A 25753-nucleotide genomic window follows, 5' to 3' on the forward strand; every position below is an offset into this window, starting at 1 on the left:
CCTAATCCTATTATATTTCAACATGCGTTGGATTTGGCTCAAGCCCAAAAAGAAAACAGTATTATGATTGGCGATTGTTTGGAAGCCGATGTTCAAGGCGCTTTAGATTTTGGAATTGATGCGGTGTTTTTCAACCCGAATAAAGAAATTAGCCCCAAAGGAATTATTGAAATTAACCATTTGTTAGCACTTAAAAACTATTTATAATTATGAGAAAATTAGTATTTGTATTCGTTTTATTTACATCGTTTTGTTTTGGACAAAACATCAATAACTACAGAGCCGTTATTGTTCCCTTACAATTTGATTTTATTCAGAAAAACAATCAGTACCGTCTTTGCACCTTGTCAAAAATCAATCTTACCAATGCTGGTTTTACTGTTTTTTATGCTAATGAGATTCTTCCTAAGGAATACAACGATCGATGCGAATTGTTGTATTATGATATTGTGAAAGAAAATGCCTTTTTAGCCACTAAATTTCACATTGAGTTGAAGGATTGTAGCGGGAATTTAATTTATAAATCGGGAACTAGCTATACCAAAGAAAAAGATACTGAATTGGCCTATTCAAAGGCTTTAGATGGTGCTTTTGAATCTATTTATAAATTGAATTATAAATACGAAAAAATAGTTATTACTACTCCTGCGGTAGCATTAAAAAATGAAGTTGTTTCGGTTGTTCCAGTTGTTTCGCCTCCAGTTTCAACTGCTGTAATAGAAAAATCGATTTCTAATTTAGTATATGCTCAAGCTACTCCAAATGGGTATCAGTTAGTAGATGCAAGTCCGAAAGTAGTTTATAAATTGTACAAAACTTCTCGTTCAGATTTATACATTGCTACGAAAGGAAATAGTCAAGGAGTGTTTATTCAGAAAGACAATCAATGGTATTTTGATTATTACGAAAATGAGCAATTAATTTCAGAAAAAGTAGCAGTAAAGTTTTAGTATCCGTACTTGTCTTTCCATCTGTTTTTTAAGAATTCGCGAGTGGTATTTTCTCTAGTATTATTACCTGGCTCATAGAGGGATGTCCCTGCAATTGCTTCGGGTAAAAATTCTTGTTCGGCAAAATTGTTCGCATAATCGTGCGAATATTTGTATTCTTCACCATATCCTAAATCTTTCATCAATGGGGTAGGCGCATTGCGTAAATGGATGGGTACGGATAGATCTCCTGTTTGTTTGACCAGTTGCTGGGCTTTGCCAATGGCTACATAAGACGCATTGCTTTTTGGAGAAGTAGCTAAATACACGGCACATTGACTGAGAATGATTCGGCTTTCAGGATAACCAATAGTAGCTACTGCTTGAAAGGTATTGTTCGCCATTATGAAAGCAGTAGGATTGGCATTTCCAATGTCTTCGCTAGCAAGAATGAGCATGCGTCGCGCAATGAATTTTACATCTTCTCCGCCTTCAATCATTCGGGCTAACCAATATACGGCTCCGTTGGGATCGCTTCCTCGAATGGATTTGATAAAGGCCGAAACAATGTCGTAATGTTGTTCTCCTGTTTTGTCATACAAAACCGTATTTTGTTGTACTAATTCGAGTACGCGATCGTTGGTGATGAAAATTTCATCTTCATTTGAGGCGTTTACGACCAGTTCGAAAAGATTTAATAGTTTGCGTCCATCGCCACCAGAAAGTCGTAGTAGCGCTTCTGTTTCGGTTAGATGTATTTTTTTCTCTTTTAAAACAGTGTCTTTTTGTATTGCTCGGTCTAGCAGGGCTTCCAAGTCTTCTTTGTTAAAAGCATTCAAGGTGTAGACTTGACAACGGGATAATAAAGCAGGAATGACTTCAAAACTTGGATTTTCGGTAGTAGCTCCAATGAGTGTAATCCAGCCTTTTTCGACTGCAGCCAATAAAGAATCTTGTTGGGACTTACTGAATCGATGAATCTCATCAATAAATAAAATGGGATTTTTGGAAGTAAAGAGTCCGCCACTTTGTTTGGCTTTTTCAATAACCTCTCTGATGTCTTTTACTCCAGAATTAATGGCGCTTAAGGTATAAAAAGGGCGTTTTGATTCTTGAGAAATAATTTGGGCTAGGGTTGTTTTTCCTGTTCCAGGAGGTCCCCAAAAAATCAATGACGGGATAATTCCTTTGGCTATTTGCTGCGTCAACGAACCATTAGTACCCACTAGGTGGGATTGACTAATATAGTCTTCTAATTGTTGTGGACGAATGCGTTCTGCTAGAGGAGCTTCCATTTTGTGTTTATGGGGTTATTTGTTGATAGGGTTATTTGTTAATAAGGTTATTTGGGGATGTGTTTATTTGTTGATTCGGTTATTTGTTTATAAGGTTAACTGAATAGTACGAAGCAACTTTTGCAAATAGTTTTATCACCGCTGATTCGCAGATTTTCTTTACTATCTTTAACTTCTTTGTCTTACTGCTTCGTATAGAAAGGCACCACAAGCAACCGATACATTTAGAGAACCAATCGTTCCAAACATAGGCAATTTTGCTTTTTCGTCTACAATTTTCAAAACCGATGGATTGATTCCTCGGTCTTCTGATCCCATGATGATGGCTAGAGGTTCGTTTAATGCAATATCGTAGATGTTTTGTTCTGTTTTTTCAGTAGCAGCTACGGTTTTGATTCCAGAACCTTGAAGGTAAAAGATAGCATCTTTAATGTGTTCTACTTTACAGATAGGCACATTGAAGACAGCACCAGCAGACGTTTTTACGGTGTCTCCATTGACGGGTGCGGAACCTGCTTTTTGAATAATAATACCATTGACTCCAGTGCACTCTGCAGTTCTGATAATCGCACCAAAATTACGTGCATCGGAGATTTGGTCCAATATTAAAAACAGCGGTTGTTTCCCTGATTCCATAGTAGAGTCAACTAAATGCTCCAATTCCATGAAACCAATAGGAGAGATGCTTGCGACAGCACCCTGATGGTTGTTAGGTGTTAAGCGGTTTAGTTTTTCAACTGGAACATAGGAGAAATTAATATTGGCGCGTTTCATGACCTTCATTAAATCCTTCATCAGTTCGCCTGCAATTTCTTTTTGAATGAAGACTTTGTCTATTGCAGTTCCTGCTTGTATGGCCTCAATAATGGCGCGTATTCCGAATATTATGTTTTCTTTTTCCATGCCGCAAAGATACAAAAAAAAACCACCAGCCAAAGGCTGATGGTTTTTAACTATTGTTTGAGAAAAATTAGAATTTATCCCAGAATAATTTTGTAGTTAATTCATTTCCACCAATTGCTGTAGTGGCTGCAGTAACGTTTGCGGTGTTTAGCGTTTGCTCTTTAGCTGGATAAGAATAACGTACAGGAACAGTAGTTAATCCATTATATGCTCCAGCAGGAGCAGCTAATGCAGGATAATCTAATCTTCTGTATGAAGTCCAAGCTTCAAATCCTCTATTGTAAAGTGCAATCCATGCTTGTTCTCCGATCTTTTGTTTGTAAGTACCTGTAGCAGTTGTATAAGCTACATCAGTTCTTGCTAGATAAGTCGTAATTTCAGCACTTGTGACACCCCATTGCTCCATTGACGCAGTGATTGCTGCATTATAGTGAGATTGTGCAGTCCCTGATATAGCTGCTCCTTTTTCAACAGCTTCGGCTAATAGGAATTGTACTTCTGTGTAGTCTAAAAGAGTTCCTGGTAAAGTAGGGTCTTCAATAGTCGCACTCACATGTGAATTACTACTATATGAATTTCCAGTTCCGTATGTACCACCTTTGTATGTGCCATTAGATGCTAGAGTGAAATATTTTTCTCTTCTTGGATCTGATAAAGTGTTCATTTTGTTTACTAATGTATTTGCTGGAACAAAATCATGTCTACCACTTGCAACTAAATCAACATACAATGGATTAGTATTTGGTTGTGTAGATAGGTATTTGAAATTAGCGTTATCTGAAGCGTTCATTATCACTCCAGCTGTAACTGCAGCTTCAACTTGAGCTTTACCATAAGTAGGTTCTACATCATAAATGTTTACAGCTAAACGTAAACGCAATGTATTGGCGAATTTTTTCCATTGTGTAACATCACCACCATACACTAAATCAGCACTTCCAAAACTTTCAGCACTAGTAGATAAGTTAGAAACATCTGAAGTTAATCTAGTTATTAAATCTTTGTAGATTGTTTTAGCGTCATCATACACTGGCTGTGGATGATTCTCTAAGTCTAGAGCTTGTGTATAAGGAATATTTCCAAATGTATCTACTAATATACTATATGTATATGCAGTTAAGATATCTATTACAGCTAATTTGTTTTTTCTAACTAATTCTTTAGCAGCTTTTTCTGCAGTAGTACCTACATATACTTCGGCAGATAGAATCGTTTTAGATTCTTTTAAGTCTCTTAATACATCTCTATAAAGTACTGTGAAGTGATTGTCAGGAATACTTCTAGTTGTTATATTGTATTGACTTTCATCTGGATAGGTCGTTTCTGTCCAATGTTGTGCAAATAATCGAAACACATTATAATTAACAGAAGTGCTTACCATTTGATCGGCTAAGTTTTTCTGTGCATTTGTGAATAAATACTCTGGTTTCGTTGAAGTAGCTTCTTTTTTTAGTTCATTTAAACCTGTAATATCATCTGTACATGATGATATAGACAGTGAAATAAACGTTATGAATAATACTATCTTTTTCATAATTTAAAATTTAAATGTTAAGTTACAACCGATATTTCTAGTTGTTGGTAATGAACCTACAGAGTATCCAGAGGCTAAATTCCCTGAAGCTAAACCACTTTCAGGGTCAGCATCTGGAAGGTTTTTATGGATAATCCATAAGTTAGAACCTACTATACTAAATTTCATAGCAGTAAGTTTTAACTTAGAAGTAATAGAACTTGGTAAGTTATATGAAATGTTAACCTCTCTTAATTTAATAAATGATGCATCATAAATGAATGCAGCATTAGGTGCTCTTCTATAACCAGAAATATTACCATATTGATTAGGTGATGAAGTTCTAACTGTATTAGGAGTTCCATTTGCTTGAACACCAGGTAAAATTACCCCTCCGCCATTAGCGATAGTATTACGAACAGGGTTTCCTAATTCATTGTTTCCAGCAGTTACCACAGAAAGTCCAGTAGCTAACCCATATGATTGGTCAAGCGAGAACATATCTCCCCCTTTTTGCATATCAACCAAGAAACCTAAAGATATATCTTTATAAGTAAAATTATTTCGTACCCCTCCTGTCCAGTCTGGAGTAATGTTTCCAATTACATTGTTAGTTGAGGTATTAATTACATAACGACCTAGTGTGCTTACCACTTTTTGACCATTTAAATAAGTGTAATCAGTTCCTTTAATAGTTCCGTATGGTTGACCTACTTGAGCATTAATGGTTACACCCCCTTGGAAACTTCCCAATTGTAAATTTGAGATTCCTTCAGTTAAACTAATAACTTTATTTTCATTTTTAGCCCAGTTTACAAAAATATCCCAAGAAAAGTCATTTGTTTTTATTGGAGTTAAATTTATTTGTACTTCAAGACCTTTATTTTCAATTTCACCAGCATTTACATATCTATTTGAGTAACCAGTTGCTGTAGAATAAGATACTGGGAAAATTTGTCCAGAACTTAATGTTTTATATGCAGCAACATCAAAACCAATTCTTCTGTTTAAGAATTGCATTTCTAATCCAATTTCTTTTGTACTTGATTTAACAGGTCTTAAGTTTGGATTGCTTTTTGTTGATGCTACAGAATACATATGTTCTGATTCGTATGAAGTTGTTCTTGGATAAGTATCCACTAATGCTTGTGAAGGTGCTCCAAGAGGACTTTCAGCTATATTAGCTCTTAATTTACCGAATGATAACCATGGCTTGTCAATAGTTTTGGTAAATACATAACTTGCAGAAAGAGAGTTTGTGAGTAATGAGTTATTTCCAGCAGGTAATACTGAGAAAGCATCACGTCTTACTGTACCGTCTAAAAATAAGAAATCTTTGTATCCAAAAGAAGCAGATCCATAATAAGAGTTTACTCCTGTGTTTATTTCACTATCTAGAGGATACGGTACAGTTGAAGCAGAATTATTCAAACTATAAAGTTCAGGAACTACAAGTCCTCCTTGTGTTGATGCTAATTCTGAAACAATTCTAGATCTGTTTACAGTACCTCCAGCTATTCCATTAAACGTAAAATTATCGGAAATATTTTTCTTGAAAGTTAAGAAGAAATCATAGTTTTGCTCTGAAAAATTTCTAGAGTATCTTTGGTAACCTGATCCTTCATCTAATCTGTTGATTCCGAAAGTTCCAGCAGTAGATCCGTTAGCTCTTCTTTCTTCACGTAGTTCAGAATATGTGTCTGTAGATACACGACCTGTAGCTGTTACCCAGTCAGCAATTTTGTAATCTAATTTTGCATAACCCGTAAAACGGTTTCTTTCGTCAGATTGGTAGTTTTTGTATCTTGTAAAATATGGGTTGTCCCAGTAAATTGGCTGTAAGTCAGTAGGATCTGCCCAGTTCCAAGTAACGTTTTGACCTCCTGATCTTTCGTAAACTTGTTTTAATTCCTGAACATCAACATTAGTTTGCCACCATTGACGGAATTGTGTCATGATGTTATCACTATAACCTGTTGAGTTTCTACCTACTGTAGTTTGCGCAGTATAACTAGCAAATGAGGATACTGATAATTTATCAGTTAATTGGTGATTAAATTTTAAACTTAAACTATTTTTCTTCAATTCAGAATTTGGCATAATACCATTTTGTTTGAAGTTATTAAAGTTTAAAACGAAATTAGATTTATCATTTCCGTCTTCTAATGAAATTGAGTTATTTACAGAAAGTGGTGATTCAAAAAATGTTATTGGACCATTTTTAGCAGCTACCCATGGAGTTGCTTTACCAAAATTATCAGAATATGGAGTGAATGCATTCCAGTTATAAACCATTTTGTTTGGATCATAAGCTGCACCATAAGAAGCGTCTTCAGAAGTAGGTACTACTAAGTCATCAACACCATCACCATTAATATCTCTTGATAAGAACATTCCTGAAGCGTCTTCGTAATACGGGCCATAACCAGCACCATATTTATCTTGATATTTAATGAAAGTAGATTTATCGATAGAACCAGTTACTAATTCAGAAGAAACAGTAATTCCTAATCCTTTTTTCGCTTTCCCTTTTTTGGTTGTAATCATTAAAACACCATTTCCAGCTTGGTATCCGTACAAAGCCGATGCTGCAGCTCCTTTTAATACGTTAATAGTTTCAATGTCGTCTGGATTGATGTCCATTGCGTTGTTACCGTAATCGTAAGTAGGTCCTGCTCCAGTAGTTTGAGATCCAGTACTTGAGTTAATGTTAGAGTTATTAACTGGTACACCATCAATTACTACAAGCATTTGATTATTACCTGTAAGATTTTTAATACCACGTGATACAATATTAGTAGATCCTCCAAAGTTGTTGTTTCTTCTAATTTGAACACCAGCTACTTTTCCAGAAAGTTCGTTGAAGAAGTTTCCGCTACCAGCTCCAGAAACAATGTCTGCTCCTTTAATTTCTTGAGTAGCATATCCAAGAGATTTTTTCTCTCTTTTAACTCCAAGAGCAGTTGTAACTACTGCTCCTTCTAACTCGATGGCAGCGCTCACTAATTTTACTTTAATAGTAGTTGAACTTGCTTTAACTTCTTGAGTAGTCATCCCAATATAGCTAAATACTAATGTTTGGCTTGGTGCCACTTTGATAGAGTATTTTCCATCAAAATCAGTTTGCGTTCCGGTTTTTGTCCCTTTAACTAATACGCTTACGCCCGGTAGAGGTAAACCTGTATTGTCAGAAACAGTACCAGAAACGGCTCTTTCTTGCGCAAAAGTAATTTGCGTCACTAGTGCTACTAACAGCACTAAGAATCCATTTAATTTTAGTTTCATTTTTAAATATTTTGAATTAGTACAGCAAAAATCTTAATAATTTGTTAACATTCCTAATATTTAGAGTTATTTTTTATGCGTGCATCTAAAATTTAACATTTTAACATTAGTTATTGTTATTGTTGTATTTTTTGATTTTTTCTTATTTTTCTGGATTTTTATATTCATTAACGTGTTGATTTTGTTATGTTTTAAGGTTTTTAATTCTTTTTTGTTAGATTGTTTTTAAGTGTGCTAATTTGAATTGTATTTTAAATATAACGCTGATTTAATATTGTTTTTTTCTTGCTCTTTAATTTTTTCTTTTATTGGGGAGTGTTTTTTATTGTTTTAGCAGCTTTTATAATGTGGTTTTTATGCTTCAGAAAAATTTGTTCAACAATTGTCTTGAAAATTAATTAATTAAGGTTTGCAGAGTTGAAAATTATTTATACATTTGCAACCCCGTAAAAAGCGGGAATTTAATATAATAAGAAATTTTTAGTATTAATTATGCCAACAATTCAACAATTAGTAAGAACAGGAAGAACTCAGATAACTAAGAAGAGTAAATCGGTTGCTTTAGATTCTTGTCCTCAAAGAAGAGGGGTTTGTACGCGTGTTTACACTACTACACCAAAAAAACCAAACTCTGCAATGCGTAAAGTTGCGCGTGTACGTTTGACCAATGGTAATGAGGTAAATGCTTACATCCCTGGAGAAGGACACAATTTACAAGAGCACTCGATAGTATTAGTTAGGGGTGGAAGGGTAAAAGATTTACCAGGAGTTAGATATCACATCGTTCGTGGTGCGCTTGATACATCAGGTGTAGCAGGAAGAACGCAAAGAAGATCTAAGTACGGTGCTAAACGCCCAAAAGAAGCAAAAAAGTAATTTGAACAAAAAGGTTAGACGTTTAAATATTTAGAAGTTTAGTTTTACTATACCTATATATGTTGTAAACGAATAAGCTTTTATTCTAAAAACAAAAAAGACATGAGAAAAAGAGCGGCAAAGAAAAGACCACTTTTACCAGATCCAAGGTTTAATGACCAATTGGTAACTCGTTTTGTGAACAACTTAATGTGGGACGGTAAGAAATCAACAGCTTTTAAAGTTTTTTATGATGCAATTGATATCATTGAAACAAAAAAGCAAGATGCAGAAAAATCATCATTAGAAATTTGGAAAGATGCGTTAACTAATGTTATGCCTCACGTAGAAGTACGTAGTCGTAGAGTTGGTGGAGCTACATTTCAAATTCCGATGCAAATTAGACCAGACAGAAAAATTTCTATGGCAATGAAGTGGTTAATACTTTATTCTAGAAGAAGAAATGAAAAATCGATGGCTCAACGACTAGCTTCAGAATGTTTAGCTGCGGCTAAAGAAGAAGGAGCAGCTGTTAAGAAAAGAATGGATACTCACAAAATGGCAGAAGCTAACAAAGCATTCTCTCACTTTAGATTTTAATTCGTAAGAAATGGCTAGAGATTTAAAATATACAAGAAACATAGGTATTGCTGCTCACATTGATGCTGGTAAAACAACAACAACAGAGCGTATTTTATTCTATACAGGAAAATCACACAAAATTGGTGAGGTGCACGATGGTGCTGCAACAATGGACTGGATGGCACAAGAGCAAGAAAGAGGTATTACCATTACTTCTGCTGCTACAACTTGTGAATGGAATTTTCCAACTGAACAAGGTAAAATTTTACCTGAATCTACAGGTTACCACTTTAATATTATTGATACTCCTGGACACGTTGACTTTACCGTAGAGGTAAACCGTTCGTTACGTGTATTGGATGGTTTAGTTTTCTTATTTAGTGCTGTTGATGGTGTTGAGCCACAATCAGAAACTAACTGGAGATTAGCGGATCAGTATAGAGTTCCACGTATGGGATTCGTAAACAAAATGGACCGTCAAGGTTCTAACTTCTTAAATGTATGTCAGCAAGTTAGAGACATGTTAAAATCTAACGCTGTTGCTATTACATTGCCAATCGGTGAGGAAAATGATTTCAAAGGGGTAGTTGACTTAGTGAAAAATCAAGCGATTATTTGGCATGATGCTACACAAGGAGCTACTTTTGATATTGTTGATATTCCAGCTGATATGGTGGATGATGTTAAAGCTTATAGATCTATTCTTATTGAGGCAGTAGCTGATTATGATGAGAATCTATTGGATAAGTATATGGAAGATGAAAACTCTATTACAGAGGATGAAATCAACACTGCTTTGAGAGCCGCTACAATTGACATGGCGATCATTCCTATGATTGCAGGTTCTTCTTTCAAAAACAAAGGAGTTCAATTTATGTTAGATGCAGTATGTAAATACTTACCATCTCCATTGGATAAAGAAGGTATCGAAGGAATTCATCCTGATGATGCTGATTTATTAGAAGAAGATCAAACTAAAATATTACGTCGTCCAGATGTAAAAGAGCCGTTCGCTGCTTTGGCATTTAAGATTGCTACTGACCCTTATGTTGGTCGTTTGGCTTTCTTCCGTGCGTATTCTGGTCGTTTGGATGCAGGTTCTTATATCTTGAACACTCGTTCAGGAAACAAAGAAAGAATTTCTCGTATCTACCAAATGCACGCTAACAAACAAAATCCAATCGAATATATTGAGGCTGGAGATATTGGAGCTGCTGTTGGATTTAAAGATATCAAAACTGGGGATACTATGTGTGATGAAAAACACCCAATTATCCTTGAGTCAATGAAATTCCCTGATCCAGTAATTGGTATCGCTATTGAGCCTAAAACTAAAGCTGACGTTGATAAAATGGGTATGGCTTTGGCTAAATTGGCTGAGGAAGATCCTACATTTACGGTTAGAACTGATGAAGCTTCAGGTCAAACTATTATCTCAGGTATGGGTGAGTTACACTTAGATATCCTTGTAGATCGTATGAAACGTGAGTTTAAAGTTGAAGTAAACCAAGGTGAGCCTCAAGTAGAGTACAAAGAAGCGTTTACAAAAGAAGCTCAACATAGAGAGGTGTACAAAAAACAATCTGGAGGTCGTGGTAAATTTGGAGATATTGTTTTCCGTTTAGAGCCTGCAGATGTAGTTGATGGAAAAGCTCCAGTTGGATTACAGTTTGTGAATGAAGTAAAAGGAGGAAACGTTCCTAAGGAATACATTCCTGCTGTTGAGAAAGGTTTCAGAGAAGCTATGAAAACAGGACCATTAGCTGGTTATACTGTAGATAGTTTGAAAGTAACTTTATTAGACGGTTCTTATCACCCAGTGGATTCTGATGCTTTGTCATTTGAATTAGCAGCAAGAATGGGTTATAAAGAAGTGGCAAAAGCAGCTGGTGCAGTTATCCTTGAGCCTATTATGAAAATCGAAGTAATTACTCCAGAAGAAAATATGGGGGATATTGTTGGAGATTTGAATAGAAGAAGAGGTCAAGTTAATGACATGGGAGATAGAGCAGGTGCTAAAACTATTAAAGCCAATGTTCCTTTATCTGAAATGTTTGGCTATGTAACTACATTGAGAACATTGTCTTCAGGTAGAGCAACTTCTACTATGGAATTTTCACACTACGAACAAACTCCTTCTAATATTTCAGAAGAAGTGATCAAAAAAGCAAAAGGTAACGCTTAATTTTTAAGAAAATGAGTCAAAAAATCAGAATAAAACTAAAATCTTACGATCACATGTTGGTAGACAAGTCTGCTGAGAAGATTGTAAAAACGGTTAAAACTACCGGTGCAGTTGTAACAGGACCAATTCCATTGCCAACTCACAAAAAATTATTCACGGTATTGCGTTCTCCACACGTTAACAAAAAAGCGAGAGAGCAATTTGAAGTTATGTCATACAAGAGATTAATTGACATTTATTCTTCTTCATCTAAAACTATTGATGCTTTAATGAAATTAGAATTGCCTAGTGGAGTTGAAGTAGAAATCAAAGTTTAGGTACCTGTATTTTCGAAATAGAAGAGCATTCCGTTTAAGCGAAAACATTTTTTGGAATATCTGCAAATAAGTTCTACTTTTGCACCTCATTTTAAAAAATAGGATTCGCTTAAACGTGTGTTCTATATTTATATTTAATAATTAATAATTAATATTTATGTCTGGGTTAATTGGTAGAAAAATCGGCATGACTAGCATTTTCGACGAAAACGGGAAGAATATTCCTTGTACAGTAATCGAAGCTGGACCATGTGTTGTTACCCAAGTCAGAACCAAAGGTGTTGACGGGTATGAAGCGTTGCAACTTGGTTTCGATGACAAAAACGAGAAACATTCCACAAAAGCGGCTGTAGGTCACTTTAAAAAAGCGGGAACTGTTGCTAAGAAAAAAGTCGTTGAATTCCAAAATTTTGCAACTGAACAAAAATTAGGAGATCTTATTGATGTTACTATTTTTGAAGAAGGAGAATTTGTAGATGTACAAGGTGTATCTAAAGGTAAAGGTTTCCAAGGGGTTGTTAAACGTCACGGTTTTGGTGGTGTTGGACAAGCTACTCATGGTCAACACAACCGTTTAAGAGCGCCAGGTTCTGTAGGAGCTTCTTCTTATCCATCTAGAGTATTCAAAGGAATGCGTATGGCTGGAAGAATGGGAGGAGAAAATGTAAAAGTTCAAAACCTTAGAGTTTTAAAAGTAGTGGCTGATAAGAACCTACTTGTTATTAAAGGATGTGTTCCTGGTCATAACAACTCTTATGTAATCATTCAGAAGTAATGGAAGTAAAAGTATTAGATTTCAACGGAAAAGATACTGGAAGAAAAGTTCAACTTTCTGATTCAGTATTCGCAATTGAACCAAATAATCACGCTGTATACCTTGATGTTAAGCAATATCTTGCTAATCAAAGACAGGGAACGCACAAAGCAAAAGAAAGAGCTGAAGTAGCGGGAAGTACACGTAAGATTAAAAAACAAAAAGGAACTGGTACTGCTCGTGCGGGTAGTGCAAAGAATCCATTGTTTAAAGGTGGAGGAACAGTTTTCGGACCTAGACCAAGAAGTTATTCATTCAAATTGAATAAAAACTTGAAACGTTTGGCTAGAAAATCAGCTTTCTCAATCAAAGCAAAAGAGTCCAATATCATCGTTTTAGAAGACTTCAATTTTGAAACTCCAAGCACTAAAAATTTCATTAACGTTTTGAAATCGTTGGGCTTAGAAAACAAAAAATCTTTATTCGTGTTGGGTGATTCAAATAAAAATGTATATTTGTCGTCACGCAATTTAAAGGCTTCTAACGTAGTAAGTAGCTCAGAATTAAGTACTTACGCCATCTTAAACGCTAATAATGTAGTGCTTTTAGAAGGTTCTTTGGAAGGAATTGAAGATAATTTAAGCAAATAAATAGGAAAATGAGTATTATAATCAGACCTATAGTAACTGAAAAAGTAACCAAAGAGAGTGAAGTTTTAAACCGCTTCGGATTTTTTGTTAACAAAAAAGCAAATAAAGTTGAGATTAAGAAAGCTGTTGAGGCTACTTATGGAGTAACTGTTGTTAGTGTTAACACAATTAACGTAAGACCGGATAGAACTACAAAATACACTAAAAGTGGTTTGATCAGTGGAAAAACAAATGCTGAAAAGAAAGCATTTGTACAAGTAAAAGAAGGAGAATCAATTGATTTTTACAACAATATCTAATAGAGAACAATGTCAGTTAGAAAATTAAAACCTATTACCCCAGGTCAGCGATTTAGAGTTGTGAATGGTTATGACGCCATTACAACTGATAAGCCGGAACGCTCTTTGATAGCGCCGATAAAAAACTCTGGAGGTAGAAATAGTCAAGGAAAGATGACCATGCGTTATACGGGTGGTGGTCACAAGCAGAGATATCGTATTATTGATTTTAAACGTACTAAAGAAGGAATTCCTGCTACGGTTAAATCAATCGAATACGATCCAAATCGTACTGCGTTTATCGCTTTATTAGCTTATGCTGATGGAGAGAAAACTTATGTTATTGCACAAAACGGATTGAAAGTGGGTCAGAAATTAGTTTCTGGACCAGAATCTCAACCTGAAATTGGTAATACATTGCCATTAAGCAGAATTCCGTTAGGAACTGTTATTTCTTGTATTGAGTTACGTCCAGGTCAAGGAGCAGTTATTGCTCGTTCAGCTGGAACTTTTGCTCAATTAATGGCAAGAGATGGAAAATATGCTACAATTAAAATGCCATCAGGAGAAACAAGATTGATCTTGTTAACTTGTTCGGCTACTATTGGAGCTGTTTCTAATTCTGATCATCAATTAGTTGTATCTGGAAAAGCAGGTAGAACAAGATGGTTAGGAAGAAGACCTAGAACAAGACCTGTTGCAATGAACCCTGTCGATCACCCAATGGGTGGTGGTGAAGGACGTTCTTCTGGTGGACATCCACGTTCAAGAAATGGAATACCAGCTAAAGGTTATAGAACTCGTTCTAAGAAAAACCCGAGTAACAAGTATATCGTAGAACGTAGAAAGAAATAATAAGATATGGCACGTTCATTAAAAAAAGGACCTTTCGTTCATTATAAGTTAGACAAGAAAGTTCAAGAAAACATAGAAAAAGGTGGTAGTGGAGTTGTTAAGACATGGTCTAGAGCTTCTATGATTACTCCAGACTTTGTTGGACAAACAATCGCAGTTCATAACGGTCGTCAGTTTGTACCAGTTTACGTTACAGAAAACATGGTAGGTCACAAATTAGGAGAATTTTCACCAACACGATCTTTTAGAGGTCACGCTGGAGCAAAAAATAAAGGTAAAAAATAAGAAGCAATGGGAGTTCGTAAAAGAGAAACAGCAGACGCAAGAAAAGAGGCTAATAAGTCACTAGCTTTTGCAAAATTGAATAACTGCCCTACTTCACCTAGAAAAATGCGCTTAGTTGCGGACTTGGTAAGAGGTCAGAAAGTGGAAAGAGCACTTAATATATTAAGATTTAGCTCAAAAGAAGCTTCAAGAAAATTAGAGAAACTATTATTATCTGCTATCAATAACTGGGAGCAAAAAAATAGTGAAGGTAATGTAGCTGAAGCAGGCTTATTTGTAAAAGAGATCAGAGTAGATGGTGGAATGATGTTGAAAAGACTTCGTCCAGCTCCACAAGGTCGTGCACACAGAATTAGAAAACGTTCTAACCACGTAACAATCGTGTTAGGAGCTATTAATAACACACAAAGCAATTAATAAAGATGGGACAAAAGACAAATCCAATTGGAAATAGACTTGGTATCATCAGAGGATGGGACTCTAACTGGTATGGTGGAAATGATTATGGCGATAAATTAGCCGAAGATCACAAAATCAGAAAGTACATCCATGCTCGTTTATCAAAAGCTAGTGTATCAAAAGTAATCATCGAGAGAACTTTGAAACTTGTAACCGTTACTATCACTACTGCTAGACCTGGTATCATTATCGGAAAAGGTGGTCAAGAGGTAGACAAGTTGAAAGAAGAACTTAAGAAAATTACTGACAAAGAGGTTCAAATTAACATCTTTGAAATCAAAAGACCTGAACTTGATGCTTATTTAGTTGCAACAAGTATCTGTCGTCAAATCGAGAGTCGTATTTCTTACAGACGTGCAATCAAAATGGCTATTGCTGCTTCTATGCGTATGAACGCTGAAGGTATCAAAGTTTTGATTTCTGGTCGTTTGAATGGAGCTGAGATGGCGCGTTCAGAAGGTTTCAAAGAAGGTAGAATTCCTCTATCAACTTTCAGAGCCGATATTGATTATGCTTTAGCAGAAGCGCATACTACTTATGGTAGAATGGGTATTAAAGTGTGGATCATGAAAGGTGAAGTTTATGGAAAGAGAGATCTTTCTCCGCTTGCTGGAATGGACAAAAAACAATCTGGTGCAGGTGGTAAAGGTGGAGATGCTCCTAGAGGCAAATCTAACTTTAATAAAGGTGGAAAACCAGACGCTCGTAAAAGAAAGTAAATTTTTAAACTAAAGAAAAATGTTACAGCCTAAAAGAACAAAATACCGTAAGGTACAGAAAGGTAAAATGAAAGGAAACTCTCAAAGAGGGCATGAACTTTCTAATGGAATGTTTGGTATTAAATCTGTACATGAAGATGGAATGTTCTTAACCTCTCGTCAAATCGAAGCAGCTCGTATTGCAGCTACTCGTTACATGAAGAGAGAAGGACAATTATGGATCAAAATATTTCCAGACAAACCAATTACTAAGAAACCTCTTGAAGTACGTATGGGTAAAGGTAAAGGAGCCGTTGAATATTGGGCTGCCGTTGTTAAACCCGGAAGAATTATGTTTGAAGTTGGAGGAGTACCTTTGTCAGTTGCAAAAGAGGCGTTACGTCTTGCAGCACAAAAACTTCCAGTAAAAACTAAATTCGTTGTTGCGAGAGATTTCGAAGCATAATCTAATTATATTATGAAACAATCAGAAATAAAAAATCTTTCTGCAGCGGAGTTGCAAGAAAAACTTAGCCAGACTAAGAAAGCTTATGCTAACCTAAAATTGGCTCACGCTATCTCACCAATTGAAAATCCTCTACAAATTAGAACTGTAAGAAGAACAATTGCAAGATTAGCTACTGAGCTTACAAAAAGAGAGTTACAATAATTGTAATCTGCTGAAAGATGGAAAAAAGAAATTTAAGAAAAGAGAGAATTGGTGTTGTTACTTCTAACAAAATGGAGAAATCTATTGTTGTAGCAGAAGTACGTAAAGTAAAACACCCATTATACGGTAAGTTCGTGTTGAAAACAAAAAAATACGTTGCACACGACGAAACAAACGACTGTAACATTGGAGATACTGTAAGAATTAGCGAAACGCGTCCTTTGAGTAAATCAAAATGTTGGAGATTAGTTGAAATCATTGAAAGAGCTAAATAATTATGGTACAACAAGAATCAAGACTAAAAGTAGCAGATAACACAGGAGCTAAAGAAGTTTTAACTATCCGTGTTTTAGGAGGTACCAAAAGAAGGTATGCCTCTGTTGGTGACAAGATTGTAGTTTCTATCAAAGATGCAACTCCAAACGGAAACGTTAAAAAAGGAGCTGTTTCAACTGCAGTTGTTGTACGTACCAAAAAAGAAGTGAGAAGAGCCGATGGTTCATACATCAGATTTGATGACAACGCATGTGTGTTATTGAATGCTGCTGGTGAAATGAGAGGAACTCGTGTTTTTGGTCCGGTAGCAAGAGAACTTCGTGAAAAACAATTCATGAAAATTGTATCATTAGCACCAGAAGTGCTTTAATTCGTTTTAAGATGATAAAGCTAAAAATAAAATCAGGAGACGTAGTAAGAGTTATTGCAGGTGACCATAAAGGTGCTGAAGGTAAAGTATTACGCGTGTACCGTGAGAAAAACAAAGCGATAGTTGAAGGTGTAAACATGGTTTCGAAACATACTAAACCAAGTGCTAAAAACCCTCAAGGTGGTATCGTTAAAAAAGAAGCTTCTATTCAAATTTCCAATATTGCTTTAATTGATCCTAAAACTAAAGGAACAACTAGAGTAGGTATTAGAGTAGAAGGAGATAAGAAAGTGAGATTTTCAAAAAAATCTAATCAAGTACTATAGTGATGGCATATACACCTAGACTAAAAGAAGAATACAAGAGTAGAGTAATTGCTGCTCTTAAAGAGGAATTCGGATATACAAACGTAATGCAAGTTCCAAAATTGGAAAAAATCGTTTTGAGCCGTGGAGTTGGTGCAGCTGTATCTGATAAAAAATTAATCGACTATGCAGTTGATGAATTGACAAAGATCACTGGACAAAAAGCAGTTTCTACAATTTCTAAGAAAGACGTTGCGTCTTTCAAATTGAGAAAAGGAATGCCAATTGGTGCAAAAGTAACCCTTCGTGGAGAAAGAATGTATGAGTTTTTAGATAGACTTATTACTTCTGCTTTACCACGTGTTAGAGATTTTAGTGGTATCAAAGCTACTGGTTTCGACGGAAGAGGTAACTATAACCTTGGAGTGTTAGAGCAAATCATTTTCCCTGAAATTGATATTGATAAAGTAAACAAAATTGCTGGTATGGATATCACATTTGTTACTACTGCTCAAACCGATAAGGAAGCAAAATCGTTATTGGCTGAATTAGGATTACCTTTTAAAAAGAATTAAGACATGGCTAAAGAATCAATGAAAGCCCGCGAGGTGAAAAGAGAAAAAACGGTAGCGAAGTATGCTGAGAAAAGAAAAGCTTTGTTAGAAGCTGGAGATTTCGTAGGTTTGCAAAAATTACCAAAAAATGCTTCACCTGTTCGTTTACACAATCGTTGTAAATTAACTGGAAGACCAAGAGGATATATTCGTCAATTTGGTATTTCACGTGTAACATTCCGCGAAATGGCTAACAACGGGTTAATTCCTGGAGTTAAGAAAGCTAGCTGGTAAGAATAAAGAATTATAAATTGGTTTAAGGTTCGATGGCAGAGTGCCATCGAAAACCAAAACCGCAAATTGATACATATGTATACAGATCCAATTGCAGATTACTTGACGCGAGTTCGTAACGCTGTGGCTGCAAACCACAAAGTTGTTGAGATTCCGGCTTCTAATCTAAAAAAAGAGATTACCAAGATCTTATTTGATCAAGGGTATATCTTAAGTTACAAATTTGAGCAGAATACCGTTCAGGGTTCTATCAAAATTGCTTTGAAGTATGATAAAGATACCAAAGAGCCTGTAATCAAAGATATCCAAAGAATTAGTAAACCAGGTTTACGTAAATACGCAGGTGCTTCTAAAATTCCAAGAATCCTTAATGGATTAGGTATTGCGATTGTTTCTACTTCTAAAGGTCTTATGACTGGGAAACAAGCTAAGCAATTGAATGTAGGTGGTGAAGTAATTTGTTACGTATACTAATATTAAAGACTATATAAGATGTCAAGAATAGGTAAAAATCCAATTGTAATTCCTGCCGGAGTAACTGTTGAAGTTGCTAATGGAGTGGTTACAGTAAAAGGAAAGAATGGTCAACTTACACAGGAGTTTTCGGACGTTACTGTAAAAGTTGAAGACGGTCAAGTTCTAGTAGAAAGATCGTCTGATCAGAAAGACCAAAGAGCAAAACACGGTTTATACAGATCTTTAATCAATAACATGATTCAAGGTGTATCTACAGGTTTTACTAAAGAATTGGAATTGGTAGGAGTAGGTTATAGAGCTTCAAACCAAGGTCAAAAATTAGATTTAGCTCTTGGATATTCACATAATATCGTTTTAGAAGTAGCTCCAGAAGTTGTTGTGGAGACTATCTCTGAAAAAGGTAAAAACCCAATTGTGAAATTAACATCATTTGACAAACAACTTTTAGGACAGGTAGCTGCGAAAATCAGAGGTTTCCGTAAGCCTGAGCCATACAAAGGAAAAGGTGTTAAATTCGTAGGTGAAGTATTAAGAAGAAAAGCAGGTAAATCAGCTTAAAAAATAAGATTATGTCATTAACAAAATCTGATAGAAGACAGAGAATTAAATTCAGAATTAGAAAGATTGTTAGCGGTACTGCTGCTAAACCTAGACTTTCTGTGTTTAGAAGTAACAAAGAAATTTATGCTCAATTAATTGACGATGTAAATGGAGTTACTTTATTAGCTGCCTCTTCAAGAGAAAAAGAAATAGGTAAAGGTACAAACGTTGAAGTTGCTGCAGCAGTTGGAAAACTAGTTGGAGAGAAAGCGTTAAAAGCCGGTATTGATGCAGTAACTTTCGATAGAGGAGGTTATTTATATCACGGTCGTATTAAATCATTAGCAGAAGGCGCGAGAGCTGCTGGACTTAAATTCTAATATAGTATGTCTAATAAATACAAAAATATAGAGTTGGTAAAACCTAGTGGTCTTGAATTGAAAGACCGTTTGGTGAGTGTAAATCGTGTTACTAAAGTTACAAAAGGTGGTAGAGCATTTGGTTTTTCTGCTATTGTAGTTGTAGGTGATGAAAACGGAGTGGTAGGTCACGGATTAGGAAAATCTAAAGATGTTTCTGAGGCAATTGCGAAAGCAGTAGAAGATGCTAAGAAAAATTTAGTACGTATTCCTTTGAACGGGCAATCAGTTCCTCACGAACAAAAAGGTAAATTTGGTGGTGCACGTGTATTCTTAATTCCAGCCTCTCATGGTACAGGAGTTATTGCTGGTGGAGCTGTTCGTTCAGTTCTTGAATCAGTAGGTATTCACGATGTATTGTCTAAATCTCAAGGATCTTCAAATCCTCACAACGTAGTAAAAGCAACTTTTGATGCTTTGTTACAAATGAGAAGTGCTCACACTGTTGCAAAACAAAGAGGAGTTTCTTTAGAAAAAGTTTTTAAAGGTTAATATTCAAGGAAATTATGGCTAAATTATTAGTAAAACAAGTTAGAAGCAAAATTAACTGTCCTCTTTCTCAAAAGAGAGGTTTAGAAGCTTTAGGTCTACGTAAAATGGGACAAGTTGTAGAGCATGATTCAAATCCTGCAATCCTTGGTATGATAAATAAAGTTAAACACTTAGTTTCCGTTGAGGAAGTTAAATAACAATTATAGTTATGAATTTAAGTAACTTACAACCTGCTGAAGGTGCTACACACAATCAAAATAAAAGATTAGGTAGAGGAGAAGGTTCTGGTAAAGGTGGTACTGCCGCTAGAGGACACAAAGGAGCTAAATCTCGTTCTGGTTATTCTAAAAAGATTGGTTTTGAGGGAGGGCAAATGCCACTTCAAAGACGTGTGCCTAAGTTTGGTTTCACTAACATCAATCGTAAAGAATACGAAGGTGTTAATTTAGATACCCTTCAATTATTAGTTGATAATGGAGTAATTACTGATACTGTTGATATGACAGTTTATGTTGCTAATCGTTTGGCTACCAAAAATGAAATCGTTAAGATTTTAGGTAGAGGAGAATTGAAAGCAAAATTAAAAGTAACGGCTCACAAATTTACTGCAACTGCAAAAGCGGCTATTGAAGCTGCTGGTGGTGAAGCGGTAACACTATAATTTTTCAATTAAGATGAAGAAATTTATTGAATCAATAAGTAATGTTTGGAAAATCGAAGAGTTAAAGAATCGTATTCTTTTAACTCTTGGTTTACTTTTAATCTATCGTTTTGGAGCACATGTTACGCTACCAGGGATTGATGCTACACAATTAAGCGGTTTAGCGGGACAAACCAAAGATGGTATTGGTTCTGTATTGGATATGTTTACCGGTGGAGCTTTCTCTAAAGCGTCTGTTTTTGCTTTAGGAATTATGCCTTATATTTCTGCCTCTATTGTGGTTCAGTTAATGGGTATTGCGATTCCTTATTTGCAAAAACTGCAAAGTGATGGCGAAAGTGGAAGAAAAAAAATCAATCAAATTACTCGTTGGTTAACAATTGGAATTACTTTACTTCAAGGTCCTACTTACATTTACAATTTATACAGAACATTACCAAGTAATGCCTTTTTATTAGGTTTTAATTCTTTTGAGTTTTTGTTTTCTTCAGTAGTTATTTTGACTACAGGTACCATATTTGCTATGTGGTTGGGAGAAAAAATTACTGATAAAGGAATTGGTAATGGTATATCATTGTTAATTATGGTGGGTATTTTGGCTCGTTTGCCACAAGCATTTATTCAAGAGTTTACAACTAGAGTTACTAATAATAATGGAGGACCAATGTTATTGGTTATCGAAATTATTGTTTGGTTACTAGTAATTATTTCTTGTGTATTGTTAGTGATGGCGGTACGTAAAATACCTGTTCAGTATGCTCGTCGTACTTCAACTGGAGACTACGAACAAGATGTAATGGGGGGTAATAGACAATGGATTCCTTTGAAGCTTAATGCTGCAGGGGTTATGCCAATTATCTTTGCTCAAGCCATTATGTTTATTCCAGCTGCTGTTGCAGGATTATCGAAATCAGATGCATCTCAATCTATTGTTGGTGCTTTTAGTAATATGTTCGGTTTTTGGTATAATTTTGTTTTCGCAACATTGATTGTTGTGTTTACTTTCTTTTATACTGCAATTACTGTTCCTACTAACAAAATGTCTGATGATTTGAAAAGAAGTGGAGGATTTATTCCAGGTGTAAAACCAGGTGTAGAAACTTCTGATTTTCTTGATAAAGTGATGTCTTTAATTACTTTCCCAGGGTCTTTATTTCTTGCTCTAATCGCTGTGTTCCCAGCAATTGTTGTAAGCATTATGGATGTTCAACAATCTTGGGCGATGTTTTTTGGAGGTACCTCTTTAATTATTATGGTTGGAGTAGCTATCGACACCATACAGCAAATCAATTCATACTTGTTGAATCAACATTATGATGGTTTAATGAAAACTGGTAAAAATAGAAAAGCAGTAGCTTAACTTATGGCAAAACAATCAGCAATAGAACAAGACGGATCCATCATTGAAGCATTATCCAATGCGATGTTCCGTGTAGAGTTAGAAAATGGACATATTGTAATTGCTCATATTTCTGGAAAAATGCGTATGCATTACATCAAATTATTACCTGGTGATAAAGTGAAACTAGAAATGAGTCCTTACGATTTGTCAAAAGCAAGAATTACTTATAGATATTAAAAGATATTTCAACAATGAAAGTAAGAGCATCAGTGAAAAAGAGAAGTGCCGAGTGCATTATCGTACGTAGAAAAGGAAGATTATACGTAATCAACAAAAAGAATCCTAGATTTAAACAAAGACAAGGATAATTATGGCAAGAATAGCAGGGGTAGATATCCCAAAAAACAAGAGAGGTGTTATAGCACTTACCTACATCTTCGGATTAGGAAAAAGTAGAGCAATTGAGATTTTAGAAAAAGCTCAAGTTAGCCAAGATAAAAAAGTTCAAGATTGGAATGATGCTGAGATCGGAGCAATTCGTGAAGCGGTATCGGCTTTCAAAATTGAAGGAGAATTGCGTTCTGAGGTTTCTTTAAACATCAAACGTTTAATGGATATTGGTTGTTATAGAGGTATCCGTCATAGATCTGGTCTTCCATTAAGAGGACAAAGAACTAAAAACAACTCTAGAACAAGAAAAGGTAAAAGAAAAACTGTTGCTAACAAGAAAAAAGCAACTAAATAATAAGTAATATGGCTAAAGCAACTGCAAAAAAACGTAAAGTTATCGTTGAATCAACGGGAGAAGCTCATATTTCTGCTACTTTTAACAACATCATCATTTCTTTGACTAACAAAAAAGGTGAAGTTATTTCTTGGTCTTCAGCTGGTAAGATGGGTTTCAGAGGTTCTAAAAAGAACACTCCGTACGCAGCTCAAATGGCAGCAGAAGATTGTACTAAAGTAGCTCTTGAAGCTGGACTTAAAAAAGTAAAAGTGTATGTTAAAGGACCAGGAAACGGACGTGAGTCTGCTATCCGTTCTTTGCATAACGGTGGAATTGAAGTTACAGAAATCATTGATGTAACACCAATGCCTCATAATGGATGTCGTCCTCCTAAAAGACGTAGAGTTTAATACTCAAAATAATTATAGTATAAACTAGATAGACTATAGATTATCGAAGGATACGACCTGAATTCATAATCTCTATCTTAAACAATTTAAAATGGCAAGATATACTGGTCCAAGTACAAGAATCGCACGTAAATTCGGCGAGGCAATTTTCGGAGACGATAAAGCTTTCGAAAAAAGAAATTACCCACCTGGTCAACACGGGATGGCTAAAAAAAGAGGAAAAAAATCTGAGTATGCTGTCCAATTGATGGAAAAGCAAAAAGCTAAATATTCTTATGGAATTTTAGAAAAACAATTCAGAAATTTATTCGAAAAAGCATCAGCTACTAAAGGAGTTACTGGTGAAGTATTATTACAATTATGTGAGGCTAGATTAGACAACGTAGTTTTTAGAATGGGTATTGCTCCTTCTAGAAGAGGTGCTCGTCAAATCGTTTCTCACAGACACATCACTGTAAACGGTGAAGTAGTTAATATTCCTTCTTACCACCTTAAACCTGGTGATAAAGTTGCTGTTCGTGAAAAATCTAAATCTATAGAGGCTATCGAACGTTCTTTATCTAATTCAAGTCATGTTTATGAATGGATTACATGGAACAACGATCTTAAAGAAGGAACATTTGTTTCTGTACCTGCAAGATTGCAAATTCCAGAAAACATTAAAGAACAATTAATCGTAGAGTTGTACAACAAATAATAATTGACTTAGTCGAAATTTATGGCAATATTTAATTTTCAGAAGCCCGATAAAGTTATCATGATCGATTCAACCGATTTTGAAGGTAAATTTGAATTTAGACCTTTAGAACCTGGTTACGGATTGACTGTTGGTAATGCACTTAGAAGAGTTTTGCTTTCAGCATTGGAAGGTTATGCAATTACATCTGTTCGTATCGAAGGTGTAGATCATGAGTTTTCTACTATTTCAGGAGTTGTTGAAGACGTTACCGAAATTATCCTTAATCTTAAACAAGTACGTTTCAAACGTCAAATTGAAGATATCGATAATGAAGCTGTTACTATTTCAGTTTCTGGTAAAGATCAATTAACAGCTGGTGATTTTCAAAAATTCATTTCAGGTTTTCAAGTTTTGAATCCAGAACTAGTTATCTGTAATTTGGATAGCAAAATCAAACTGAATTTCGATTTAACTATCGAAAAAGGTAGAGGATATGTTCCTGCTGAAGAGAACAAAAAACAAAATGCTGCAATTGGAACCATTTTTACAGACTCTATTTTTACTCCGGTAAAAAATGTAAAATATGCTATTGAAAACTTCCGTGTAGAGCAAAAAACAGATTATGAAAAATTAGTTTTTGAAATCAAAACTGATGGTTCTATCAATCCTAAAGATGCTCTTACTGAAGCGGCTAAAGTTTTAATTCACCATTTCATGTTGTTCTCAGACGAAAGAATCACTCTTGAGGCTGACGAAATCGCACAAACAGAATCATACGATGAGGAATCATTGCACATGAGACAATTGCTTAAAACTAAGCTTGTAGACATGGATCTTTCTGTTAGAGCATTAAACTGCTTGAAAGCGGCTGAAGTTGATACACTTGGTGATTTAGTATCGTTCAATAAAAATGACCTAATGAAATTCCGTAATTTCGGTAAAAAATCGTTGACTGAACTTGATGAGTTAGTTGCGGTTAAAAACTTGACCTTCGGAATGGACTTGGCAAAATACAAACTAGATAAAGAATAATCTAATCTTCCCGTTAGGGTAGGTTACATTTCATAAAGCAATGAGACACGGAAAAAAATTCAATCACTTAAGCAGACAGACTGCACATAGAAAATCTATGTTAGCTAATATGGCTTGTTCTCTAATCGAGCACAAACGTATTAACACTACTGTTGCTAAAGCAAAAGCGCTTAAACAATTTGTTGAGCCATTAATAACAAAATCAAAAGCAGATACGACTCACAATCGTCGTATTGTTTTTTCTTACTTACGTAGCAAATATGCAGTTACTGACTTGTTCAGAGATGTTGCTGCTAAAGTAGGTGACCGTCCAGGTGGATACACTCGTATCATTAAAGTTGGAAATCGTTTAGGAGATAATGCTGATATGGCAATGATCGAATTAGTAGATTTTAACGAACTTTACAACGGAGGTAAAAAAGAAGTTAAAAAAGCAAAAAGCCGTCGTGGTGGAAAAGCTAAAAAAGCAGACGAAGTAGAAGCAGCTCCAGTTGCAGAAGCTCCAGTTGCTGATGCTGAACCAACAACAGAAGCTGCTGAATAATTATGATTATAATCATTCAATAATAAAAAAAGGATAAACTAATTTTTAGTTTATCCTTTTTTTTTGAATTTTTTAGAATCCTTTTTTCAAAATAAAAAAAACTTCAACCAATTTTTTG

The 25753-nt window shown here is 35.2% G+C and carries 38 protein-coding genes; 34 read left to right on the forward strand and 4 right to left on the reverse strand.

Translation table 11 applies throughout. The annotated features are described in order from the left end of the window. Nucleotides 1-207: HAD hydrolase-like protein (locus Q0L65_RS10970; RefSeq protein ID WP_296686277.1), on the forward strand; the 207-nt coding region annotated here is incomplete at its 5' end. A gap of 2 nt (nt 208-209) precedes the next feature. Further along, nucleotides 210-950: a hypothetical protein gene (locus Q0L65_RS10975; RefSeq protein WP_296686279.1), complete on the forward strand. Its 741-nt coding sequence runs from the start codon at nt 210-212 to the stop codon at nt 948-950. Here the strand turns inward: Q0L65_RS10975 and Q0L65_RS10980 are convergent. The 4 genes from Q0L65_RS10980 to Q0L65_RS10995 all read right to left on the reverse strand — a co-directional run bounded on the left by Q0L65_RS10980 (nt 947) and on the right by Q0L65_RS10995 (nt 7925). After that, nucleotides 947-2224 (reverse strand): replication-associated recombination protein A, encoded by a 1278-nt coding sequence (locus Q0L65_RS10980; protein WP_296686282.1) that lies wholly within the window; start codon nt 2222-2224, stop codon nt 947-949. The genes Q0L65_RS10975 and Q0L65_RS10980 overlap by 4 nt on opposite strands. A gap of 168 nt (nt 2225-2392) precedes the next feature. Beyond that, nucleotides 2393-3127, reverse strand: coding sequence for a 23S rRNA (guanosine(2251)-2'-O)-methyltransferase RlmB (gene rlmB, locus Q0L65_RS10985; protein ID WP_296686284.1), 735 nt, complete (start codon nt 3125-3127; stop codon nt 2393-2395). A gap of 67 nt (nt 3128-3194) precedes the next feature. Beyond that, nucleotides 3195-4661 (reverse strand): SusD/RagB family nutrient-binding outer membrane lipoprotein, encoded by a 1467-nt coding sequence (locus tag Q0L65_RS10990; RefSeq protein ID WP_296686287.1) that lies wholly within the window; start codon nt 4659-4661, stop codon nt 3195-3197. Between the two features lie 3 nt (nt 4662-4664). Next, the gene (locus Q0L65_RS10995) at nt 4665-7925 is read right to left on the reverse strand and encodes a SusC/RagA family TonB-linked outer membrane protein (protein ID WP_296686289.1); all 3261 of its coding nucleotides are present in this window, start codon (nt 7923-7925) and stop codon (nt 4665-4667) included. Nucleotides 7926-8417: 492 nt separating this feature from the next. Between Q0L65_RS10995 and rpsL the strand changes: the two genes are divergently transcribed. From rpsL to rplQ, 32 genes are all read left to right on the forward strand, one after another. Then, a complete protein-coding gene (gene rpsL / locus Q0L65_RS11000) occupies nt 8418-8801 on the forward strand; it encodes a 30S ribosomal protein S12 (RefSeq protein WP_007136570.1) in 384 nt (127 codons plus the stop codon). Between the two features lie 102 nt (nt 8802-8903). Further along, on the forward strand, nt 8904-9380 hold the full coding sequence (gene rpsG, locus Q0L65_RS11005) for a 30S ribosomal protein S7 (protein WP_121337677.1): 477 nt from the start codon (nt 8904-8906) through the stop codon (nt 9378-9380). Nucleotides 9381-9390: 10 nt separating this feature from the next. Continuing rightward, complete coding sequence (fusA, locus tag Q0L65_RS11010; RefSeq protein ID WP_296686297.1) at nt 9391-11547, forward strand: elongation factor G; 2157 nt, start codon at nt 9391-9393, stop codon at nt 11545-11547. 11 nt (nt 11548-11558) lie between these two features. Further along, a complete protein-coding gene (gene rpsJ, locus Q0L65_RS11015; RefSeq protein WP_007803605.1) occupies nt 11559-11864 on the forward strand; it encodes a 30S ribosomal protein S10 in 306 nt (101 codons plus the stop codon). A 157-nt stretch (nt 11865-12021) separates the two neighbouring features. Continuing rightward, complete coding sequence (gene rplC, locus Q0L65_RS11020) at nt 12022-12639, forward strand: 50S ribosomal protein L3 (protein ID WP_296686301.1); 618 nt, start codon at nt 12022-12024, stop codon at nt 12637-12639. Then, complete coding sequence (gene rplD / locus Q0L65_RS11025) at nt 12639-13268, forward strand: 50S ribosomal protein L4 (protein WP_229318484.1); 630 nt, start codon at nt 12639-12641, stop codon at nt 13266-13268. Before rplC ends, rplD begins: the two co-directional genes overlap by 1 nt. An 8-nt stretch (nt 13269-13276) precedes the next feature. Further along, nucleotides 13277-13567: a 50S ribosomal protein L23 gene (gene rplW / locus Q0L65_RS11030; RefSeq protein WP_229318493.1), complete on the forward strand. Its 291-nt coding sequence runs from the start codon at nt 13277-13279 to the stop codon at nt 13565-13567. A gap of 9 nt (nt 13568-13576) precedes the next feature. Next, nucleotides 13577-14401 carry a 50S ribosomal protein L2 gene (gene rplB / locus Q0L65_RS11035; RefSeq protein WP_059114053.1) on the forward strand — a complete coding sequence of 275 codons (825 nt, stop codon included), beginning with the start codon at nt 13577-13579 and terminating at the stop codon, nt 14399-14401. 6 nt (nt 14402-14407) lie between these two features. Then, nucleotides 14408-14686 (forward strand): 30S ribosomal protein S19, encoded by a 279-nt coding sequence (rpsS, locus tag Q0L65_RS11040; protein WP_229318495.1) that lies wholly within the window; start codon nt 14408-14410, stop codon nt 14684-14686. A 6-nt stretch (nt 14687-14692) separates the two neighbouring features. Further along, on the forward strand, nt 14693-15103 hold the full coding sequence (gene rplV, locus Q0L65_RS11045; RefSeq protein ID WP_264533729.1) for a 50S ribosomal protein L22: 411 nt from the start codon (nt 14693-14695) through the stop codon (nt 15101-15103). Nucleotides 15104-15108: 5 nt separating this feature from the next. Then, on the forward strand, nt 15109-15864 hold the full coding sequence (gene rpsC, locus Q0L65_RS11050; RefSeq protein ID WP_229318501.1) for a 30S ribosomal protein S3: 756 nt from the start codon (nt 15109-15111) through the stop codon (nt 15862-15864). Between the two features lie 19 nt (nt 15865-15883). Continuing rightward, nucleotides 15884-16309, forward strand: a complete 426-nt coding sequence (gene rplP / locus Q0L65_RS11055) for a 50S ribosomal protein L16 (RefSeq protein ID WP_017495016.1) — start codon at nt 15884-15886, stop codon at nt 16307-16309. Between the two features lie 12 nt (nt 16310-16321). Next, a complete protein-coding gene (gene rpmC / locus Q0L65_RS11060) occupies nt 16322-16513 on the forward strand; it encodes a 50S ribosomal protein L29 (protein WP_229318503.1) in 192 nt (63 codons plus the stop codon). 17 nt (nt 16514-16530) lie between these two features. After that, nucleotides 16531-16788: a 30S ribosomal protein S17 gene (gene rpsQ / locus Q0L65_RS11065; RefSeq protein WP_264533725.1), complete on the forward strand. Its 258-nt coding sequence runs from the start codon at nt 16531-16533 to the stop codon at nt 16786-16788. 2 nt (nt 16789-16790) lie between these two features. Beyond that, nucleotides 16791-17159: a 50S ribosomal protein L14 gene (gene rplN / locus Q0L65_RS11070; RefSeq protein ID WP_007803649.1), complete on the forward strand. Its 369-nt coding sequence runs from the start codon at nt 16791-16793 to the stop codon at nt 17157-17159. 11 nt (nt 17160-17170) lie between these two features. After that, complete coding sequence (rplX, locus tag Q0L65_RS11075) at nt 17171-17485, forward strand: 50S ribosomal protein L24 (RefSeq protein WP_229318507.1); 315 nt, start codon at nt 17171-17173, stop codon at nt 17483-17485. A 2-nt stretch (nt 17486-17487) separates the two neighbouring features. Further along, the gene (gene rplE, locus Q0L65_RS11080) at nt 17488-18039 is read left to right on the forward strand and encodes a 50S ribosomal protein L5 (RefSeq protein WP_296686311.1); all 552 of its coding nucleotides are present in this window, start codon (nt 17488-17490) and stop codon (nt 18037-18039) included. Nucleotides 18040-18042: 3 nt separating this feature from the next. After that, nucleotides 18043-18312, forward strand: a complete 270-nt coding sequence (rpsN, locus tag Q0L65_RS11085) for a 30S ribosomal protein S14 (RefSeq protein WP_121337687.1) — start codon at nt 18043-18045, stop codon at nt 18310-18312. A 75-nt stretch (nt 18313-18387) separates the two neighbouring features. Further along, nucleotides 18388-18786, forward strand: a complete 399-nt coding sequence (gene rpsH / locus Q0L65_RS11090; protein ID WP_229318508.1) for a 30S ribosomal protein S8 — start codon at nt 18388-18390, stop codon at nt 18784-18786. Nucleotides 18787-18804: 18 nt separating this feature from the next. After that, the gene (gene rplF / locus Q0L65_RS11095) at nt 18805-19347 is read left to right on the forward strand and encodes a 50S ribosomal protein L6 (protein ID WP_296686315.1); all 543 of its coding nucleotides are present in this window, start codon (nt 18805-18807) and stop codon (nt 19345-19347) included. An 11-nt stretch (nt 19348-19358) separates the two neighbouring features. After that, on the forward strand, nt 19359-19709 hold the full coding sequence (gene rplR, locus Q0L65_RS11100) for a 50S ribosomal protein L18 (protein ID WP_229318510.1): 351 nt from the start codon (nt 19359-19361) through the stop codon (nt 19707-19709). 6 nt (nt 19710-19715) lie between these two features. Next, entirely contained in the window at nt 19716-20240 is a 525-nt protein-coding gene (rpsE, locus tag Q0L65_RS11105) for a 30S ribosomal protein S5 (RefSeq protein ID WP_024981522.1), read from the forward strand. A 14-nt stretch (nt 20241-20254) separates the two neighbouring features. Beyond that, complete coding sequence (gene rpmD / locus Q0L65_RS11110; RefSeq protein WP_264533718.1) at nt 20255-20437, forward strand: 50S ribosomal protein L30; 183 nt, start codon at nt 20255-20257, stop codon at nt 20435-20437. An 11-nt stretch (nt 20438-20448) separates the two neighbouring features. Then, nucleotides 20449-20901 carry a 50S ribosomal protein L15 gene (rplO, locus tag Q0L65_RS11115; protein ID WP_229318514.1) on the forward strand — a complete coding sequence of 151 codons (453 nt, stop codon included), beginning with the start codon at nt 20449-20451 and terminating at the stop codon, nt 20899-20901. Between the two features lie 13 nt (nt 20902-20914). Further along, complete coding sequence (gene secY, locus Q0L65_RS11120; RefSeq protein ID WP_296686322.1) at nt 20915-22261, forward strand: preprotein translocase subunit SecY; 1347 nt, start codon at nt 20915-20917, stop codon at nt 22259-22261. A 3-nt stretch (nt 22262-22264) separates the two neighbouring features. Beyond that, nucleotides 22265-22480, forward strand: a complete 216-nt coding sequence (gene infA / locus Q0L65_RS11125) for a translation initiation factor IF-1 (protein ID WP_007136545.1) — start codon at nt 22265-22267, stop codon at nt 22478-22480. 14 nt (nt 22481-22494) lie between these two features. Further along, the gene (gene ykgO, locus Q0L65_RS11130; protein WP_002987490.1) at nt 22495-22611 is read left to right on the forward strand and encodes a type B 50S ribosomal protein L36; all 117 of its coding nucleotides are present in this window, start codon (nt 22495-22497) and stop codon (nt 22609-22611) included. A gap of 2 nt (nt 22612-22613) precedes the next feature. Further along, nucleotides 22614-22988 (forward strand): 30S ribosomal protein S13, encoded by a 375-nt coding sequence (gene rpsM, locus Q0L65_RS11135; RefSeq protein ID WP_296686325.1) that lies wholly within the window; start codon nt 22614-22616, stop codon nt 22986-22988. 8 nt (nt 22989-22996) lie between these two features. Then, complete coding sequence (rpsK, locus tag Q0L65_RS11140; RefSeq protein WP_229316093.1) at nt 22997-23380, forward strand: 30S ribosomal protein S11; 384 nt, start codon at nt 22997-22999, stop codon at nt 23378-23380. Between the two features lie 91 nt (nt 23381-23471). Then, nucleotides 23472-24077, forward strand: a complete 606-nt coding sequence (rpsD, locus tag Q0L65_RS11145; protein ID WP_296686329.1) for a 30S ribosomal protein S4 — start codon at nt 23472-23474, stop codon at nt 24075-24077. A 21-nt stretch (nt 24078-24098) separates the two neighbouring features. Further along, a complete protein-coding gene (locus Q0L65_RS11150) occupies nt 24099-25091 on the forward strand; it encodes a DNA-directed RNA polymerase subunit alpha (protein WP_026706997.1) in 993 nt (330 codons plus the stop codon). A gap of 40 nt (nt 25092-25131) precedes the next feature. Beyond that, complete coding sequence (gene rplQ / locus Q0L65_RS11155) at nt 25132-25635, forward strand: 50S ribosomal protein L17 (RefSeq protein ID WP_229316095.1); 504 nt, start codon at nt 25132-25134, stop codon at nt 25633-25635. The last annotated feature ends 118 nt before the right edge of the window (nt 25636-25753 follow it).

This window comes from Flavobacterium sp., from assembly GCF_024642105.1.
Lineage (GTDB): Bacteria > Bacteroidota > Bacteroidia > Flavobacteriales > Flavobacteriaceae > Flavobacterium.